The following is a 17,833-nucleotide window of genomic DNA, read 5'->3' on the forward strand; positions in this document are numbered from 1 at the left end:
GCTTTAGCGTCTCAAGGGATGCGAATAATACACCCTTTATTTTTCGAGTCAACACTTTGTTTTAAACTTTCTTTTGGAAGATTTAAAACCGAAGTTTTATTTAACTCTGTGAGTAGTTCGTGCCTCGCTATGCGTTGCTGTTTCCCGTCTCAGTGGGGTCGCATTATAGGGAGATCCGAAAACAGATCAACCCTTTTTTGAAGAAAACTTGAAATAATATGCGGTTCGTACATATTTACATCGAAATGGTTACTTTAAACACTAAAAAGGCCCTGATGGGCCTTTTTAATTAGTTTACTATGAGCTTCCAGCCAAGTTTTCCTTGCTGTTTAGACTCTTGTTGCAGCTCGCTAGCCATTAATGGATGATCTTTTAACCAGTTACTTTCAAACTTAAGGTCTAACACTTCATTTTTAGCAGTTAACTTAAACTTAGGCAGTACATCATCTTGTCTGCGCATTGATAAAATGACTGCTATTCGTAGTAATCTCACTATATATTGTGCTAATAGACTATTTACGCCGAGTGAATTAAAACAACCTTTTGGAAAATCAGATCGATGTGCATCTGCTACCGCTACTATTAATTTATGCTCTGACTGTGAAAAACCAGGCATATCGGTATTTTCCAAAATATAAGCGGTATGTTTATGGTACTGCTTATACTCTATTAGTAATCCAATCTCATGAAGCTGCGCTACCGCTTTTAATAGTGGTAACCCATTTAAGCTTTCAATTGGCCAATCTTTATCAATACTCAGCGCTAACTGCATTGCCAAGCTTGAAACTCGACACGCTTGTTTTTGATCAACATGATAACGGCTCATAAACCCATCAACAGTGCGTTTGCGAATGTCGTTATTATGAAACTCCGGAACCATGCTATATAAAACACCTTCACGCAGTGCTCCACCCGCCAATCCCATTTTTTCTATTTCAAGAGATTCAAATAGTGCGATTAAGATTGCAAGTCCTGATACAAATACCAGTCGACGGTCTTCACTTAACCCAGGAAGGTCTAGCGCTGCAATAGTGCTAAATGCAATTGCTTGATCTTTTATGGTGTTGAGCTTTTCAAGTGTAAGTAAGTCGTCAAGATTTTGCGCGACCATAATTTCTTGAATTGCTTGTACTGTACCAGAAGCTCCAGATGCAATTTGCCATCCAGCTGCTTTATACTCTGGAGAAATTTCATCAATGACTGTACGAGCCGCTTTTATTGCTGCGTTAAAATTACTCTTACTTAGTTGGCAATCTTTAAAATAGCGTTCAAGATAGGTAACACACCCCATATTGAGGCTTTTGTAATGTAGGGCATCAAATGCTTTACCAATTACAACTTCTGTACTTGCACCACCAATATCAATAACAAGCTGTTTGCCAGTACAAGATGAAGTATGGGCAACACCTTTATAAATTGTGCGCGCTTCTAATTCTCCGCTGATAACATTAATGTTATGACCTAGAATTTTTTCGGCATGATTTTTAAATACGTCGGCGTTAGTTGCTAAGCGTAAGGTAGCTGTTGCTACTATGGTGATGTTTTTGTCTGGGATATCTTGTAGACGCTCAGCAAAAAGGGCAAGGCATTCCCAGCCTCGCTGCATTGCTTCTGTGCTTAATACGTTTCCTTTATCAAGCCCTGCGGCTAATCGGACTTTGCGTTTAACACGTCCAATTGTTTGTAGACCGCCAGCAATTGATTTGGCAATAAGCATATGAAAGCTATTTGAGCCCAAATCAATAACTGCGTACACATTTTTTTGCGGTTTAAGTTGCCCCACCGTTCAAAAACCTCTAGTTACTACTACTTATACAAACGGTCGCTTACGACCGTCCTTTTTGGTAACTATTATTTGGGCGACGTCCGCTATTATTACTACGGTTACGTGGACCTGTTGAATAGTTGCGCTTTCTTTGAATAATAGGCTGAGTTAAATCATCTAGCAATGCTGTTTTATCATAATGTGATAAAGGAATGCTGTGCTCTATATATTCTTCAATTTCATGCAGGTTGTATGCATATTGCTCACATGCAAAACTAATTGCGTGGCCTGATGCACCAGCGCGGCCAGTACGGCCAATACGGTGAACATAATCTTCACAATCGTCAGGTAAATCAAAGTTAAACACATGACTTACTTCTGGAATATGAAGACCACGCGCTGCAACATCGGTCGCAACTAAAAAGTCTAAATCACCTTTGCTAAATTGCGCTAATATAGTTTGGCGTTTTTTCTGGTTAACATCACCAGTAAGCATACCTACACGATGACCGTCTGATTTAAGCCAAGCATAAACCGTCTCACAACTATGCTTGGTATTTGCAAACACGATTGCCTTCTCTGGCCATTCTTCTTCAATTAAGGTTAACAACAGCTTAATTTTATCTTCTTGCGAAGGATGAAATAGCTCTTCTTGAATACGTTTACCCGTTTTAACGTCAGGTTCAATTTGAACATGCTCTGGGTTTGTCATGTGCTCAAAAGCTAATTCTTGTACGCGGTACGACAATGTGGCAGAGAATAATAAGTTTAAACGCTTTGATGTATCTGGCATACGATCGAACATATAGCGAATATCTTTGATAAAACCTAAATCGAACATACGATCGGCTTCGTCCAGCACGACTACCTCAATTTCATTAAGGGTGTAACAGCCTTGCTTATACAGATCAATTAGGCGACCTGTAGTACCAATTAAAATATCAACGCCTTTTTCTAGTTGTGCACGTTGTTTTTCGTAATCTTCGCCACCATATACTAAACCTAAGTTAAGATTACAGTGCGGCGCTAAAATTTTAGCATCTTTGTGTATCTGAATCGCAAGCTCCCGAGTAGGGGCCATGATCAGGGCTCTTGGATGTTTACTAGGTGCTTTGCTAGATTGTAATAACCGATGGCACGTGGCGGTTAAAAACGCCAACGTTTTGCCTGTACCCGTTTGAGCTTGGCCCGCGATATCGCGTCCATCACAAATAAAAGGTAGGCATTTTGCTTGAATAGGTGTGCAATATTCAAACCCATTCTCGGTTAAACCGGCAACCACTTCCGGTGCGATAGCAAAGTCTGAAAACTTTTTATCGGTTAAATGTGTCTTAGTCATAGCGTTTAAGCATAACGTTTAAACTTGCAATAAGAAACAAGAGTGTTTAAATACGCACTAAATATTTCGCCTAACTAAATCGGAGAGCGCAATGAGCGAGAAAATAATCCAAATTACTGACGATAGCTTTGAAGCTGACGTATTACAATCAGACAAACCAGTACTAGTAGATTTCTGGGCTGAATGGTGTGGACCTTGTAAAATGATCGCCCCTATTCTTCACGAAGTTGCTGATGAATACGACAGCCGTGTGACTGTTGCTAAATTAAATATTGACCAAAATGCTGGCACACCGCCAAAGTTTGGTATTCGTGGTATCCCTACTTTACTTCTTTTTAAAGATGGCCAAGTAGCTGCAACGAAAGTAGGTGCTCTTTCAAAAACTCAACTTATCGAGTTTTTAGAAAACAACATCTAACGGTAAGCTAGAACAATAAAAAGGGCTTTTTTGCCCTTTTTTAAATTTATTTTGTATAAAGACTGGACGCTTTGCCAGTGAACTGCTAGTTTATAAAGCCAACTAATCCTTAGTTATATTCAACAAACCTCACTCAACGATCAAAGCGATTTTGAGTATGACAACTGTAATAAAGAACCCACCAATATGCATTTACGCGAATTAAAAGACAAGTCGATTAAAGAGCTTGTAGACTTAGCTGAGTCCATGGGGCTCGAAAACGTAGCCCGCTTAAGAAAGCAAGATATCATTTTTGCCATTCTTAAATCCCATGCCAAAGGCGGAGAGAATATCTTCGGCGGCGGTGTATTAGAGATTTTACAAGATGGTTTCGGCTTCTTAAGATCATCAGAAGCCTCTTACTTAGCTGGGCCAGATGACATTTATGTTTCACCTAGCCAAATTCGCCGTTTCAGCATGCGTACTGGCGATTCAATTTCAGGCCTTATTCGTCCACCTAAAGACGGTGAACGTTACTTTGCTTTACTCAAAGTAAATGAAGTTAACTTTGATAAACCTGAAAACTCTCGAACTAAAATTCTTTTTGAAAACCTTACTCCACTACATGCAAACGAACGTTTTCGCATGGAACGTGGTAACGGCAGTAAAGAAGATATTACAGCCCGTGTACTTGATTTAGCATCTCCTATTGGCCGCGGCCAACGTGGCTTGTTAGTAGCTCCGCCAAAAGCGGGTAAAACAATGCTACTTCAAAACATTGCACAATCAATTACGCATAATCACCCTGATGTAACATTAATGGTTTTACTTATTGATGAACGTCCGGAAGAAGTAACTGAGATGCAACGCCTAGTTAAAGGTGAAGTTATTGCATCAACGTTCGATGAGCCAGCTTCTCGTCACGTACAAGTTGCCGAAATGGTTATCGAAAAAGCAAAACGCCTAGTTGAACATAAAAAAGATGTTGTTATCTTATTGGATTCAATCACTCGTTTAGCACGTGCTTATAACACCGTTATTCCTTCATCAGGTAAAGTACTTACTGGTGGTGTTGACGCTAACGCATTACATAAACCTAAGCGGTTCTTTGGTGCTGCACGTAACGTTGAGGAAGGTGGTAGCTTAACAATTATAGCTACAGCGCTTATCGATACCGGCTCTAAAATGGATGAAGTTATCTACGAAGAGTTTAAAGGTACTGGTAACATGGAACTTCACCTTAACCGTAAAATTGCGGAAAGACGTGTATTCCCTGCTATCGACTTTAATCGTTCAGGCACTCGTCGTGAAGAATTACTAACAAAACCAGATGAGCTTCAAAAGCTTTGGATTTTACGTAAAATTGTTCATGACATGTCAGAAATTGATGCAATGGAATTCTTAATCGATAAACTATCGATGAGCAAAACCAATGATGAATTTTTTGATTCGATGAGACGCCAATAAAGCGTTTTAGCTGAATAAAAAAAGCGCCTAAGGCGCTTTTTTTATGTCTGGATTAAACACAGTTTAACTTTCGTTATACTTTTTAAGTACACTCTGCAGCGTATCAACGAGCGCTTTAAAGTCATTCGCACTACTTTTTTGGGTCCTGCGTAAAAGGGCTCTATCTAAACTTTGAGCCGATTGCGCAATTTCATCTAAACCAAACATTTGCGCCGCTCCTAAAATGCGATGACTATCTTTTTGTAGCGCGGCTAAATCTTCACTTATGAAATGCTGAGTAATCGTTTCACTCTCCAAAGCAAAGCTTTGCTTAAAACTAATGACAAGATCGCTCATATCAACTTCATTTTGCTTTGTAATTGGCTGATCTTCTGCATTATGTAGGTGGCTGGAAAGCGCTTTATAAAATGACTCTTTATCTATCGGTTTACCTAAGTAACCACTAAACCCTAACTCTAAATAGCCATCCACTTCATGACTCATAGCATTTGCAGTTAAAGCAAAAATAGGCCGCTCAAAACCACACTGTTTTAATAGCTGAAAAGCAGAACGCCCATCCATCACAGGCATTTGAATATCGAGTAGCACTAAATCAGGATACTCTTTTAAGCACTGCTCTACCGCTTGCTCACCGTTTTCAACGGCAATAACCTCGAGCCCCATTGAACGTAAATAGCGGCTTATTAACCTTCGATTATCAGGGTGATCTTCTGCTAGTACAACACGCCCTGCCAATTGCTTATTTACCTTTGGAGCACTTTGAGTTTCAATCAGGCTTTGCGATTTATTTACTTCTGCGCACGGTAAAAAGAACGAAAACTGACTGCCCTTTTTGTATTCGCTTTGTACACTGATATAACCGCCCATCATCGCGGCTAATTGTTGCGATAAGCTAAGGCCTAACCCTGTCCCCCCAAAGCGACGGCTAATACTGTTATCAGCTTGGCTAAAGCATTCAAAAATAAGCTTTAACTGTTTAGAGCTCATACCAATACCGGTATCTTTTACAATAATCACTAGCCCTTGTTCACTCTTATTCAAAGCAATAATGATTTGGCCAGCGTGAGTAAACTTAATAGCATTAGCACATAAATTTATAAGAATTTGTTTTACGCGTATTAAATCCAGCTTAGTGTAAAACTCATTACCCACTTGATTGTCTAAAATGAGGCGTAAATTTTTTGCTTTTGCTTGAGTGATAAACATTGCATGTACGTCATTTACAAGCTCTACAATATCAAAGCACGAAATATTTAACTCTAACCTATTAGCTTCAATTTTACTTAAATCGAGCACGTCGTTTATTAAGCTTTTTAAATGGTCGCTATGGCGCTGAATTACTCTTAATTCATCTTTAAGTGACTCAGGCTCATATAATTCATTAATTAAAGCATCTGTTTGCCCTAAAATAGCCGTTAGTGGAGTGCGGATTTCGTGGCTAATATTGGCCAAAAACTGGCTTTTAACATCGTTAGCTTCTCTTAGCTCCTGTGCTATTGCCTGTAACTCGGCAGTGCGCTGCGTAACTTGCTCTGTTAACTGCTGCTTAGCGCGTTTTTCTGCGCCACGGCGGTAAAGCGCAATACCAGTTACAACAACCAAAAGTAATAGTAAAAAAGAGAATAAAGTAAGCTGAGAACGCTGCGACATTTTTAGCTCTTGCACACGTCGATCTTGTTTAAGTTTTTCTATTTCTTGGTTTAATTGTGTTGCTTTAAATTGATGCTGAAGTACCGCTAGTGCATTTATAATTGCTGTACTTCTGAGTTTTCGTAGCTCACTAATATATTCTTGTTGCAAGGCCATTGCGCTTGAATAATCGCCTTTACTGGCTTCAAGTAGTGCTTTAGTCCCTAAACCCTCCCTAATTATTCGCTCACTGCCATATTCGTGGGCAAGTGAAATAGCTCTATCTAAACTTATTTTCGCCTCTTCTAAGTTGCCTTTAACAAACTGAATTTTACCAAGCGCATGTAGCGCATTAAGCTCTAAATTATGGTTACCTATTTTAAGCGCATAGTACTCACCTAATTTAGCTTGCTCGTACGCTTCATCTACTTTTTTTAACACTAAATTAGTATTTGCCAAGTTAGTATATTGCGTAGATAACTTATTGTAATCATTGGCTGAAATATAATAACGCAGCGCTAGCTGGTAATAATGAAGTGCTAAGTCAAATTGATTACTCTCCATATGAGCAACACCCATATTGTTGTATACCTGCGCAATACCACTTTTATCATCTAACCGCTGATAAACTTTAAGTACATCTTGATAAAGACTAAATGCACTATCGTAGCGTGATAAGCGTATATAAACGCCTGCTATATTAAGTAATATGTCGGTTTGATCTTGCTCACTACCGTGCGCTTCGTAAATAGCTTTTGCCTTTAAGTAAAACTCTAGGGTATCGCCTAGCTTATTCATATTAAAATAAGCCAAACCAATATTATTTAGTAAATTTGCTTGTTCAAGTAGTTGTTCATTTTTTTCAGCTAATACTAGGGTGCGGGTATATTCACTTATGGCCTTTTGAAATAAGCCTTGATAAAAAAGTGCTACACCTTGCATTTTTATTGCACGAAAGTGCTCGTCAGGAAAGAAAGTATCTGAAGTGTTTTTTTCTAATAATTTAAAATAGTGTAAAGATTCTTTAAAATTATCAGCCGATAACGCACTATTACCTAATGCCGAATAAACAGCGACACGCTCTTTTTTAGAAACGTTTTTATTAGCAAGTAACGTATTTGCTAATTGTAATTTAGGCTCCCACTGCACTTCGTTTTTGAATTGCTCAAATAACGAATCACTATTTTGGGCATAGCTAGGAGCTATTAGTACACAGCATATAGTAAATAAGAGGCATTTAAACTTGCCCAGCATAATTTTAATCCTTCAAACCGTTACTTATATCAGTGTAATCTTTATTGAAGATACACTAACTACTAGGGCCTAAACAATGCTTAACCCACTGATTGATGAGATTTTTGAGCTGATATTAACCAGGCAGGTTTGGCAAGTTCATACTTTAGCAGCAGAACTGACAAACCGCAGCGCAATAACAACACTCGATAAAAGCCCTGAACGTGATTTATTTAAACGTAACTTTTTAATTATGAATGCATTGTACCAACTGCAGGCACAATTACGCCCTCAAAGTTTACTCATTTCAACTCTGCATATCGAGCTTTTAGAAAAAGAAGATAATAGTTTAGTAACAACGAACGAAAATTTGCGAGATTATTATTTAGATTGGCGTAATTACGATACCGATGAAGAGAAAATTGATGAGCTTTTGAATAGTTTTTGGCGTCAGTTTAAAACGACATCACCACAACAAGTATTAAATGACAATGAATTTAAAGCGTTGGCTTTAGAATGGAAGTTACCCGAAAATTTCACTCTTAAAAACATTCAAAAGCGCTGGAGACAACTTGCATTACAGATGCACCCAGATAAACCAAATGGTTGTGAAGTTAAGTTTAAAAAAATAAAATTACAATACGAGCAGCTAAAGGTAGCTGCTCGCTAATTTGTTAATTTAGCGGTTTAAATTAACGAGTAAGGCGACGAGCGCGTATTTTACGCCCTTTAATGTTGCCTTCGGTTAGTTTGCGAAGTGCTGGTTTTGATGAGTTACGTTCAACAGCAACAAATGCTACGTTATCAAGTACGTTAATTTTACCTACTTGACGACCTGCAACCCCATCCTTACCTGTTAAAGCACCTAAAATATCCCCAGCGCGGACTTTTTGCTTTTTACCTGAATCAATCATCAAAGTAACCATTTCAGGGCGGTACGGCGGTTTATCTAATAAATTAAACGGCGGCATTTGTTCTGGAGTAATATCACGCTCGTAATGATCGCCAATTTGTGCAATTTTAAACGCTTCAGCTTCACCGTAAATAGAACAAGCAATGCCCTTTTTACCAGCACGTCCAGTTCGGCCAACACGGTGAACATGTGTTTGCGTGTCATGTGCTAAATGGTAGTTAATAACCATATCCATGTCATCAATATCTAAACCTCGTGCAGCAACATCGGTTGCAACAAGTATTGAAGCACTTTTATTTGAAAAGTGAATTAGCGTACGTTCACGATCGCGTTGCTCTAAATCACCGTGCAATGCAACAGCGCTGAAGCCTTCGTCAGCTAAATCATCACACACTTGTTGAGTTTCTACTTTGGTATTACAAAATACAACACAGCTTTGTGGTGTAAATTTAAGAAGTAATAACTTAAGCGTTGGATAGCGCTGCTTATTGTTATCCATTTTGTAGAAGTACTGCTTAATTGTGCTTTTGGCTTGCTCTTCTTCTACTTTAACCATTTCAGGGTTTTTAAGTACACGCTTAGCAATTGCTTCAATAGCTCTTGGGAAAGTAGCACTAAATAACAATGTTTGACGATTTTGTGGAATACGCTCAATAATTGCATCAAGTGTGTCTTGAAAACCCATATCAAGCATTTGATCGGCTTCATCAAGCACCAATGTTTCCACATCATCTAAACGTAAAGTACCTTTACGAATATGGTCATCAACACGCCCAGGTGTGCCAACAATAATATGCGCACCATGTTCGAGCGAGCCTATTTGCGGGCCAATTGAAACACCACCACATAACGTCAATATTTTAATGTTATGAATGCCGCGCGCTAATTTACGCATTTCAACTGCAACCTGCTCGGCAAGTTCGCGAGTAGGACACAAGACTAAAGATTGAATACGAAAGCGTTTTACGTTTAATTTAGCTAACACACCCAAGCTAAACGCAGCAGTTTTACCTGAACCGGTTTTTGCCTGAGCAATGATGTCTTTACCAGCAAGTACAGGCGGCAAACTTTGCGCTTGTACAGGTGTCATGTGGGCATAGCCAAGGGTTGATAAGTTATCAACGAGTCCAGCCGGTAAAGCCAAAGATGAAAAAGCAGTTGAAGTCACAGTAAGTTCCATAGCAATAAAATAACATGGGAGAAAGCCCCACTAATATGCAGCTTATAATAGCAGAATTCGTAATTGGCAACCATTAACAAACATATTATAAAACATGTTAATGAAAGGTGTTGAAAATGATAGTAGTTTGCATTAAGATCACGATTGTTTTTTACATACCTGCGCTGGAAGCAATTAATGAAACTGAATTCTATTTACATAGCTCTATTAGCAAGCATTACAACAAGCACATATGCAAACACTACCGACCTTGAACGCATAGAAGTAAAGGGTAGCTACTTTAACGATTACAAAGTAGATAACGCTAATGGCGCAATGAGAACATCAGCTTCATTACTTGAAACTGCACAATCTGTCACTGTAATAACCGACACTATTATTAGCGAACAGCTTGCCACTACACTTGGCGAAGTACTCACAAATGACGCAAGCTTAACTGCAGGCTCACAACAACGAAATCGTGAGGTATTTAACTTACGCGGCTTTGAGCTGAGCTCATCGACAGGTTATTTACGCGACGGTCATCAGCATTGGTCGCACTATCAGCAACCAATCGAAATTTTGCAGCAAATTGAAGTAATTAAAGGCCCATCAAGTATTTTATATGGTCAGTCAGGCCCGGGTGGCTTGGTTAACATGGTAACTAAAAAACCTACAGCACAAACACTATTTAATGCCAGTGCCGATGTAGATCAGCATGGCTCAACCCGCTTTATGGTTGATGCTGCAGGTGCCTTGACTGAATCGGAAGATTTACGTGCTCGCGGGATTTTAGTAAAGCAAGACGTTGACTATTGGCGTGAGTACCAAAACGGTGAAAATCGTGAGCGTGACCGCTTTTTAGGTGCATTAGTTGTAGATTACGATATTAGCGATAACGCATTAGTACGTGTGCATTACGACCGCACAGATGACGAAGCAGGTTTAGATACTGGCGCATGGATAGACGATAATGCTAATGTAATTGGTAGCGATAAAACAATCCGTGATATGTCTTGGGCATTTACCGACATAACCGTAGAAAACCTAGGTGTAGACCTAGAAGTATTTTTAACCGATAACTGGCAAGTAAAACTTGGCTATAACGAACAAACGTTTGAGCGCCAACGCTTTGAGTCAGCACCTCGCATGCCTAGTGGCTTTACTGAAGGTGACAGCTATGAATCTCGTCCTTACGACCGTTTTGACGATTGGCAATTTAAAACTGCATTTATTGATTTTATTGGTGAATTTAAAACAGGTAGCTTACAGCATCAGTTTTTAATTGGCGCAAACTCGCTAGATTACTACTACGGGCAACGCCGTACTTCTGCTGACTACTTTGATTTTTCTGCAGGACAAGCAGAACCATCACGCCCATCTGTAAGTTATAAAACAGATGATACAGTAAGCGAAACTGAATACGACTATTACGGTATTTACGTTCAGGACTTAATTTCGTTCTCACCACAATGGCAATTATCGCTAGGTGGCCGTTACGACAAACAAACACGAGAAGGTGCAGATAACGAGTCATTTGTACCAAAGGTAGGTGTGCTTTATCATCCAAATACTTCGGCAACTATATATGCAAGTTACTCAGAAGGTTTTGAGCCTCAAGGTAGTGAAACTCTGGTTGATGAAACCGATGTAAATAATGGCATGAAGCTAGATGCCATTACCTCAGAGCAAAGAGAGATTGGTATTAAATGGCAATTATTTGATGACCGTTTACTGCTTACAGGTGCAATTTTTGATATTAGTAAAGAAGGCACACTTGTTAGCGAACAGCTTGAGACGCCTATTGGCTCATTCACAAGTGAAACAAACCAAGTGGGTGAACAACGCCATAAAGGTGTTGAAGTAAGCGCACAAGGTGCTGCTACCGACCGCTTATTTGTTATGGCATCAACTATGTATCTAGATGCTAACTTTGAACGCGATGAAGTATTGGAAGGTAAACGCCCTACCGATGCACCAAAGTGGTCGGCATCACTTTGGACTCGTTATGAATTAAACGACGCCATTGCCATTAACGCTGGCGCTTTTTACGAAGGCGAGCGCTTTGCAGATAGCGATAATACAATTACTAAAGATGCATATACACGTGTTGATGTTGGCGCCACTTATAAGTTTAACTTAAGCAATACCGATATTAATTTACGTCTTAACATCGAAAACTTATTTGATAAAAGCTATTTAGGTGGTGGCGGCACGAGTAATGTAACTGTTGGCGAGGGCACAAATCTTCGTTTAGCAGCGCAATTTAGCTTTTAAATAAATGCCTTAAATAACAGTGTTAAAAGATAGCCCGCGTACATTTACGCGGGCTTTTTTATATCTAAACTTTTATACCTAACAGCATTAAACCTATTACAAAGCCTATTCATCTCATCTATTTTTTATCATGTTTGTTACATGTTCTAATAGCGCTAATTATTAAAAAGGCTTACCCAAATGAAAAAATTAATTACCACACTGCTGCTTACTAGCAGTATGGCTGCAAACGCTAACAACGCCGAATTTACCCAAAAGCAATTACAACAAGTCAATGAAGTGCGCACCTCAGCACTAAATAGTGATCTAAGCTATAAATTACTAGAGTCATTAACAACTGAAGTAGGACCTCGCTTACCTGGTACTGAAAATGATAAAAAAGCAGTGGCATGGGCTAAAGCTAAATTTAATGAGCTTGGTTTTGATAAAGTATGGCTTGAAGAAGCGACTTTTCCTGAATGGCGCCGTTATAGCGAAAGCGGAAAAATACTAACACCAAGCGAGCAACCTCTACATTTAACTGCATTAGGTAACAGTATAAGCACGCCTAAAGATGGGTTCACAGCGCCAGTAGTCTTATTCGAAACACTTGATGAGTTAATTGCAGCACCTGCAAATAGCCTAAAAGGTAAAATTGCGTATATTAATTACCGCATGAACCGCGATATAGATGGGAATGGTTACGGACCTGCTGTAAAAGCACGTGGCACAGGCGCTATAGAAGCGTCTAAAAAAGGCGCTGTTGCCTACATGATGCGCTCGGTAAGTACTGGTCATCATCGTTTTGCACACACTGGCGGTAGTTACTACAAAGAAGGTGTTACAAAAATACCTAATGTAACCATTGCTAACCCAGATGCCGATCAAATAGCACGACTCATTGCTTTAGATAAAGACGTATCGGTAAATATTAATGTGCAAACCGAAAGCCTTGGTGAAGGCACAGGTTATAACGTTATTGGCCAATTTAATGGTACCGAAAACCCTGAGCAATATGTATTAATTGGCGGGCATTTAGATTCTTGGGACTTAGGGACTGGCGCACTAGATGACGGCGCAGGCGTTGCGCTAACAATGGCAGCCGCTAAACATATTAGCGATGTAAAGCGTCCTAAGCGCAGTATTCGTGTGGTACTTTTTGCAGCCGAAGAGCTAGGCCTTTGGGGTGCAAAAGCTTATTTTGCAGAGCATAAAAACGAGCTAAGCAATATTGTTGCAGCTGCTGAGTCTGATTTTGGCGCCGATGTTGTATATGCTTTTGAATCGAACGTAAGCGCAGAGTCACTTCCTGTAGTGCGTGCTATTGCAAAAGAACTTGCGCCGTTAAATATTGAGCATATTGGTAAAAACCAAGCGAATGGTGGCCCTGATCTAATTCCACTTAAAGCAGCAACCTCAGCACCTATTTTTGAACTTGCTCAAGATGGAACAGATTACTTTGATTACCACCATACAGCTGACGATACGCTTGATAAAGTAACACCTGCTAAGCTGCGTCAAAATACCGCTGCATACGCTGTATTTGCTCTAATGGCTGCTGATGCAAAAACAACAATTAAGCCTAAAGCTCAAAATAAGTAATAACATACATACTTACTTACAGTTTGTGGCTTTAACTAACACGCTTCTTGTTTTACCTTTAGGTAATTAAACAAGGAGCGTGCTTTATGTTACTTTTCAACACGAGTGAATCATTTCCACATTTTGCACAAACAACACGCTGCCCTCATTGTCAAAGCGACGCCTACCATTTACTAAATAAAAGCCGCTATTTACGATTTAGCATTTTACCTATGCTTGCCTTAAAATTAAGTTATAAACGCGAGTGCTATCAATGCGGAAAAAGCGAACCTGTAAAAATAACGCAACTACCGTTAATAGAAAAACTAAGCCTACCTAAATACTTTATTGGTGTATTTTTATTACTTTGGATTGTTTTATTTTTTTATCAACAGCACCTTAATAGCGAGACTCGAAAGGAAGGCTATTTAAATGCGCCTAAAATATATGATACCTACTTAGTACACGCCGACAAATTTACACACGAGCCCTGGACCCTAACCAATTTAAGAATTGCTCAAGTTTTAAATTTTGACGAACAATTTATTACCTTTCAGATAAGCAACTACAGCTATAAACGTAATAATAGTATTACTTTGGCAATGCGTACTAGCCAGCTAATTCAAGACAATTACTTTTCCACTAAAACAATCAGCCTCCCTCGTGATGAAGTAGCACGCCTTTACAACGACGAAGCTATTTACGACGTGCTGCGCCCCTATGCCAACATCCTTTATGGTGGGTTTGTGATGCATCCTCCCCAACCTAAGCCACTATATAAAGGCTTAAAGCTCGATAAAAACAATCAACAAGGCATTATTTATTTTAAAGATGGTTTGTTTGTTGAAGCATTTAATAGCTTTAAACAAGCTGCTGAAGCGGGCTCTCAATGGGGGCAATTAAATTTAGCGCAAATGTATCGTGATGGTCAGGGAATAGATCAGGATCAACAGCAGGCTATTTATTGGTACAAAAAGGCTATTGAGCAAAAAAATACTAAAGCACAATTTGAATTGGAATCTCTTTGTAAAATAGCTAGCTGTGAATAAAGCAGCAAGTATGTTACTTGCTGCTTTAATATTTTATAACTCTAAATGTTTATCTAAAAAATTAATTACTTGTTTGTAGTAAGCAGTTCTGTGTTCTTCTTTGTAAAAACCATGGCCCTCATCCTCCAATAACACGTACTTATAAGGATGGTTAGCTTTTTTCAATGCAGCAATTAATGATTCGGCTTGTTCAATAGGGGCTCGTGCATCTTCACCTGCGTGAACTATGAACACAGCTGCTTTAAGCTTATCTATATTATAGCTAGGTGAAAATGCCTTCAAAAGCGTTTCATCAGTGCCTAAAACGTTTTCAAGATAGTTTTGTCCTGTACTACGCCCTGAAATATCACCTTCTTCAAACATTAGCGGTAGGTCATAAATACCAACTGTTCCAATTGCACACTTAAACATGTCTGGCTCTAAAATGGCGCTCTGCAAAGCTGAATAAGCACCAAAGCTTGATCCCATTATACAAATGTTGTTTTTGTTTACCGTTCCATTAGAAATTAAAAACTTAACACCATCAATAATATCAAACTGAATATCAGAACCCCACTTTTGGTAACCTGCTTCTTCGAAGTTTCGACCAAACCCACCTGAACCTCTAAAATTAACTCTTAGTACAGCCATTCCCCTACTTGCTAATAACTGTACCTCAGAATCATAACCCCAATAATCACGAGGGCCATGTGGACCGCCATGAGGCATTACAACTAGAGGTAAGTTTTTATCTTCAAGACCATTAGGAACAGTTAAATACCCATAAATAGTTAAACCATCCCGAGTTTTATATTGAATAGGTTTTGTCTTTGAAAGCTCATTTTCGTTCAGCCAACCACGCGCTGAAAATAATATTCTTAGCTTATTTTGCACCCCATCGTATAAGTAATATTTACCAGGATTGGTATCACTTGATGCGTAAATAACATTAATATCGCCATTAGAGGTGCTACTGACTAACTGCACTTGGTCGCCTTGCAATGCTTCTATCAAAGATTTTAAGCGAACACTCTTATGAGAGTCTTTATCTATAAAAGCATAGTTTGGGTAACCTAACTCACTTTCTATTGCAAATAACTCTTTTGAAGCTTCATCAACCCATACTCTTTTTGGAGATACATATTGTTCTTGATGGACTAATTCTATTTCCTTAGTATTTAGATTTAGTTTATACAACCCTTCAGCTTCGCCACCAACAGAAGCAGTCATATAAATGCTGTCACCAGATTTATCAAAAGCTCTTAATCTAATATCGCCATAATTAACTTCTCCTAAATTTAATTTCTTCCAGTCACCACCTTCTTTTTCTTTAGTATGTATTTTTGCATCTATATAGTTATCTGTAGATACTGAAACACGAACATTACCATCGTGGTCAGTTAAAAATTCGGCCATACGTGATGGAGACAAAGTGACTTGCTTTCTTTTGCCAGTATATACATCTACTTCATATACAATAGTATGAGGTTCATTACTCGAGGTCCAAGGGTAGGTAACTACTAACATTTTTCTTTTGTTAGTAACTAAGGGATCTAATACAAATGAAGTTCCGTATAATGGGGTCTGCCTTTTAAGGCGTGTACCTGTTTGCATTTCACCATGGTAACCAATTAAATATTTACCTCTAGCCCCGTTAGCATTTACGCCAAATATTTCACCATGATATTCTGGGTGGTCTTGCCATCCTTTTAGGTACTCTTTAGTAACGACAACTCGCTCATTATTTACCCAATGGTAATCACCAACTTGGGCATTTCCTTCAAAGGCAACTGCGTGAAGCATTTTAAAGTTTTTAGTATCAAAAATAACAAGTGCATCTTTACCAGCAACTTTGTTTATAACGGCTAAATATTCGCCGCCAGGAGAAATAGTAGCGTGATTAAACTCTTTATTTTTACTAAAGTGCTCCACGGGGATTTGGGGCTGCTTTGAAAAGCTAAAGAAGCTTACCAATAACAGAGGTACCAACAAGCTATATCTTAAAAAAAAATTCATCATAATTCCCTGTATTAACAACAAGAAGCCATAATATATAAAGTTAAATAGAATGTAACCAAAATGATGCTTTTTTGTATCTATTATTTTTTAAATAACTTTGTATAACTTACATGTACAAGCACAACAACTAAGCCAGCAATAACGCCTAGTAAACCATCAAACAAGAGAGGCGCTAATACTTCTCCTGTGCCGCCAGCAACAGACTGAGCATAGCTTGTTACATCCAACTGAGTATGATGTAGTAACTCAACGCCATGTACTAAAATCCCGCCGCCTACTAAAAACATTGCAATGGTGCCTGCAAAAGCTAAAAATTGCATCAACCTAGGCGCTGCTGCGAGTAAGCCTTTCCCAAGTAATTCTTTAAATTTATTAGCTGTTACCTTTGATTGGTTGAGTAAATAAAGCCCGGCATCATCCAGCTTTACAATACCGGCCACTAAGCCATAAACGCCAATCGTCATTATAATTGCGATAACACAAAGCACTAAAGCTTGGTTAAGTAATGTAGCGCCTGCCACAGTGCCTAAAGTAATAACAATAATTTCGGCAGAAAGAATAAAGTCGGTTCTTATTGCCCCTTTTATTTTTTGTTTTTCGTACTCAACTAAATCTAATTTTTCATCTTCATCTACCACTTCATTGTGATGAGGCAAAAACTTAGCAAATACTTTTTCAGCTCCCTCAAAACATAAAAACAAACCACCCATCATTAAAAGCGGTGTTATTAACCAAGGCAGCCATACGCTTATTAATAAAGCAGCGGGTACGAGTATCGCTTTATTTAAAAATGAGCCCTTTGCCACAGCCCAAACAACCGGTAATTCACGCTCTGCTGCTACACCTGTAACCTGCTGTGCATTGAGCGCTAAGTCATCGCCTAATACACCTGCTGTTTTTTTTGTTGCTACCTTACTCATTGTCGCAATGTCATCAAGTAAAGTGGTTATATCATCTAATAACGTTAAAAGGTTAGTGCCTGCCATAAAGCTTCCGAGCTCAAAAAATATTGCTATAAACATAACTTAAAGCGCTACTTTCACCAAC

12 protein-coding genes are annotated in these 17,833 nt (G+C 38.9%); 6 read left to right on the plus strand and 6 right to left on the minus strand.

Features of this window, described 5'->3' with window-relative positions:
* Positions 1 to 289: 289 nt before the first annotated feature.
* Together gppA and rhlB are read right to left on the minus strand one after the other, a co-directional pair.
* Positions 290 to 1,783: a guanosine-5'-triphosphate,3'-diphosphate diphosphatase gene (gppA, locus tag H5126_RS12490; protein WP_182721395.1), complete on the minus strand. Its 1,494-nt coding sequence runs from the start codon at positions 1,781 to 1,783 to the stop codon at positions 290 to 292.
* 43 nt (positions 1,784 to 1,826) lie between these two features.
* Positions 1,827 to 3,104 (minus strand): ATP-dependent RNA helicase RhlB, encoded by a 1,278-nt coding sequence (rhlB, locus tag H5126_RS12495; protein ID WP_002960940.1) that lies wholly within the window; start codon positions 3,102 to 3,104, stop codon positions 1,827 to 1,829.
* Positions 3,105 to 3,195: 91 nt separating this feature from the next.
* On the opposite strand from rhlB, the gene trxA reads away from it, so the two are divergent.
* Both trxA and rho read left to right on the plus strand, forming a co-directional pair.
* A complete protein-coding gene (gene trxA, locus H5126_RS12500; protein ID WP_002960942.1) occupies positions 3,196 to 3,522 on the plus strand; it encodes a thioredoxin TrxA in 327 nt (108 codons plus the stop codon).
* 186 nt (positions 3,523 to 3,708) lie between these two features.
* Positions 3,709 to 4,968 carry a transcription termination factor Rho gene (gene rho, locus H5126_RS12505; RefSeq protein ID WP_002960945.1) on the plus strand — a complete coding sequence of 420 codons (1,260 nt, stop codon included), beginning with the start codon at positions 3,709 to 3,711 and terminating at the stop codon, positions 4,966 to 4,968.
* A 63-nt stretch (positions 4,969 to 5,031) separates the two neighbouring features.
* Here the strand turns inward: rho and H5126_RS12510 are convergent, their stop codons facing one another.
* Positions 5,032 to 7,851, minus strand: a complete 2,820-nt coding sequence (locus tag H5126_RS12510) for an ATP-binding protein (protein WP_002960946.1) — start codon at positions 7,849 to 7,851, stop codon at positions 5,032 to 5,034.
* A gap of 76 nt (positions 7,852 to 7,927) precedes the next feature.
* Between H5126_RS12510 and H5126_RS12515 the strand changes: the two genes are divergently transcribed.
* A complete protein-coding gene (locus H5126_RS12515) occupies positions 7,928 to 8,500 on the plus strand; it encodes a DNA-J related domain-containing protein (protein ID WP_182716693.1) in 573 nt (190 codons plus the stop codon).
* 22 nt (positions 8,501 to 8,522) lie between these two features.
* Here H5126_RS12515 and dbpA read toward each other — a convergent pair whose 3' ends face one another.
* Complete coding sequence (gene dbpA, locus H5126_RS12520; protein WP_002960948.1) at positions 8,523 to 9,911, minus strand: ATP-dependent RNA helicase DbpA; 1,389 nt, start codon at positions 9,909 to 9,911, stop codon at positions 8,523 to 8,525.
* Positions 9,912 to 10,100: 189 nt separating this feature from the next.
* Here dbpA and H5126_RS12525 point away from each other — a divergent pair, with 189 nt between their 5' ends.
* From H5126_RS12525 to H5126_RS12535, 3 genes are all read left to right on the plus strand, one after another.
* Positions 10,101 to 12,179 (plus strand): TonB-dependent siderophore receptor, encoded by a 2,079-nt coding sequence (locus H5126_RS12525; RefSeq protein ID WP_182721396.1) that lies wholly within the window; start codon positions 10,101 to 10,103, stop codon positions 12,177 to 12,179.
* Between the two features lie 180 nt (positions 12,180 to 12,359).
* On the plus strand, positions 12,360 to 13,760 hold the full coding sequence (locus H5126_RS12530) for a M20/M25/M40 family metallo-hydrolase (protein ID WP_182721397.1): 1,401 nt from the start codon (positions 12,360 to 12,362) through the stop codon (positions 13,758 to 13,760).
* Positions 13,761 to 13,846: 86 nt separating this feature from the next.
* The gene (locus H5126_RS12535) at positions 13,847 to 14,788 is read left to right on the plus strand and encodes a tetratricopeptide repeat protein (RefSeq protein WP_182721398.1); all 942 of its coding nucleotides are present in this window, start codon (positions 13,847 to 13,849) and stop codon (positions 14,786 to 14,788) included.
* 33 nt (positions 14,789 to 14,821) lie between these two features.
* On the opposite strand, the gene H5126_RS12540 is transcribed toward H5126_RS12535, so the two are convergent.
* Positions 14,822 to 16,783 (minus strand): S9 family peptidase, encoded by a 1,962-nt coding sequence (locus H5126_RS12540; protein ID WP_182724816.1) that lies wholly within the window; start codon positions 16,781 to 16,783, stop codon positions 14,822 to 14,824.
* A gap of 83 nt (positions 16,784 to 16,866) precedes the next feature.
* Positions 16,867 to 17,772, minus strand: a complete 906-nt coding sequence (locus H5126_RS12545) for a DUF808 domain-containing protein (protein ID WP_182721496.1) — start codon at positions 17,770 to 17,772, stop codon at positions 16,867 to 16,869.
* Positions 17,773 to 17,833 lie beyond the last annotated feature (61 nt).

Origin of the sequence: Pseudoalteromonas sp. SG45-3, from assembly GCF_014164075.1 — a bacterium.
Taxonomy (GTDB): Bacteria; Pseudomonadota; Gammaproteobacteria; order Enterobacterales; family Alteromonadaceae; genus Pseudoalteromonas; species Pseudoalteromonas distincta.

What these genes read in the sequence shown, in the direction of transcription:
- rhlB (WP_002960940.1), bottom strand. Translation starts at nt 3,104, where the DNA reads ATGACTAAGACACATTTAACCGATAAAAAGTTTTCAGACTTTGCTATC.
- trxA (WP_002960942.1), top strand. Translation starts at nt 3,196, where the DNA reads ATGAGCGAGAAAATAATCCAAATTACTGACGATAGCTTTGAAGCTGAC.
- rho (WP_002960945.1), top strand. Translation starts at nt 3,709, where the DNA reads ATGCATTTACGCGAATTAAAAGACAAGTCGATTAAAGAGCTTGTAGAC.
- H5126_RS12510 (WP_002960946.1), bottom strand. Translation starts at nt 7,851, where the DNA reads ATGCTGGGCAAGTTTAAATGCCTCTTATTTACTATATGCTGTGTACTA.
- H5126_RS12515 (WP_182716693.1), top strand. Translation starts at nt 7,928, where the DNA reads ATGCTTAACCCACTGATTGATGAGATTTTTGAGCTGATATTAACCAGG.
- H5126_RS12525 (WP_182721396.1), top strand. Translation starts at nt 10,101, where the DNA reads ATGAAACTGAATTCTATTTACATAGCTCTATTAGCAAGCATTACAACA.
- H5126_RS12530 (WP_182721397.1), top strand. Translation starts at nt 12,360, where the DNA reads ATGAAAAAATTAATTACCACACTGCTGCTTACTAGCAGTATGGCTGCA.
- H5126_RS12535 (WP_182721398.1), top strand. Translation starts at nt 13,847, where the DNA reads ATGTTACTTTTCAACACGAGTGAATCATTTCCACATTTTGCACAAACA.
- H5126_RS12540 (WP_182724816.1), bottom strand. Translation starts at nt 16,783, where the DNA reads ATGAATTTTTTTTTAAGATATAGCTTGTTGGTACCTCTGTTATTGGTA.
- H5126_RS12545 (WP_182721496.1), bottom strand. Translation starts at nt 17,772, where the DNA reads ATGGCAGGCACTAACCTTTTAACGTTATTAGATGATATAACCACTTTA.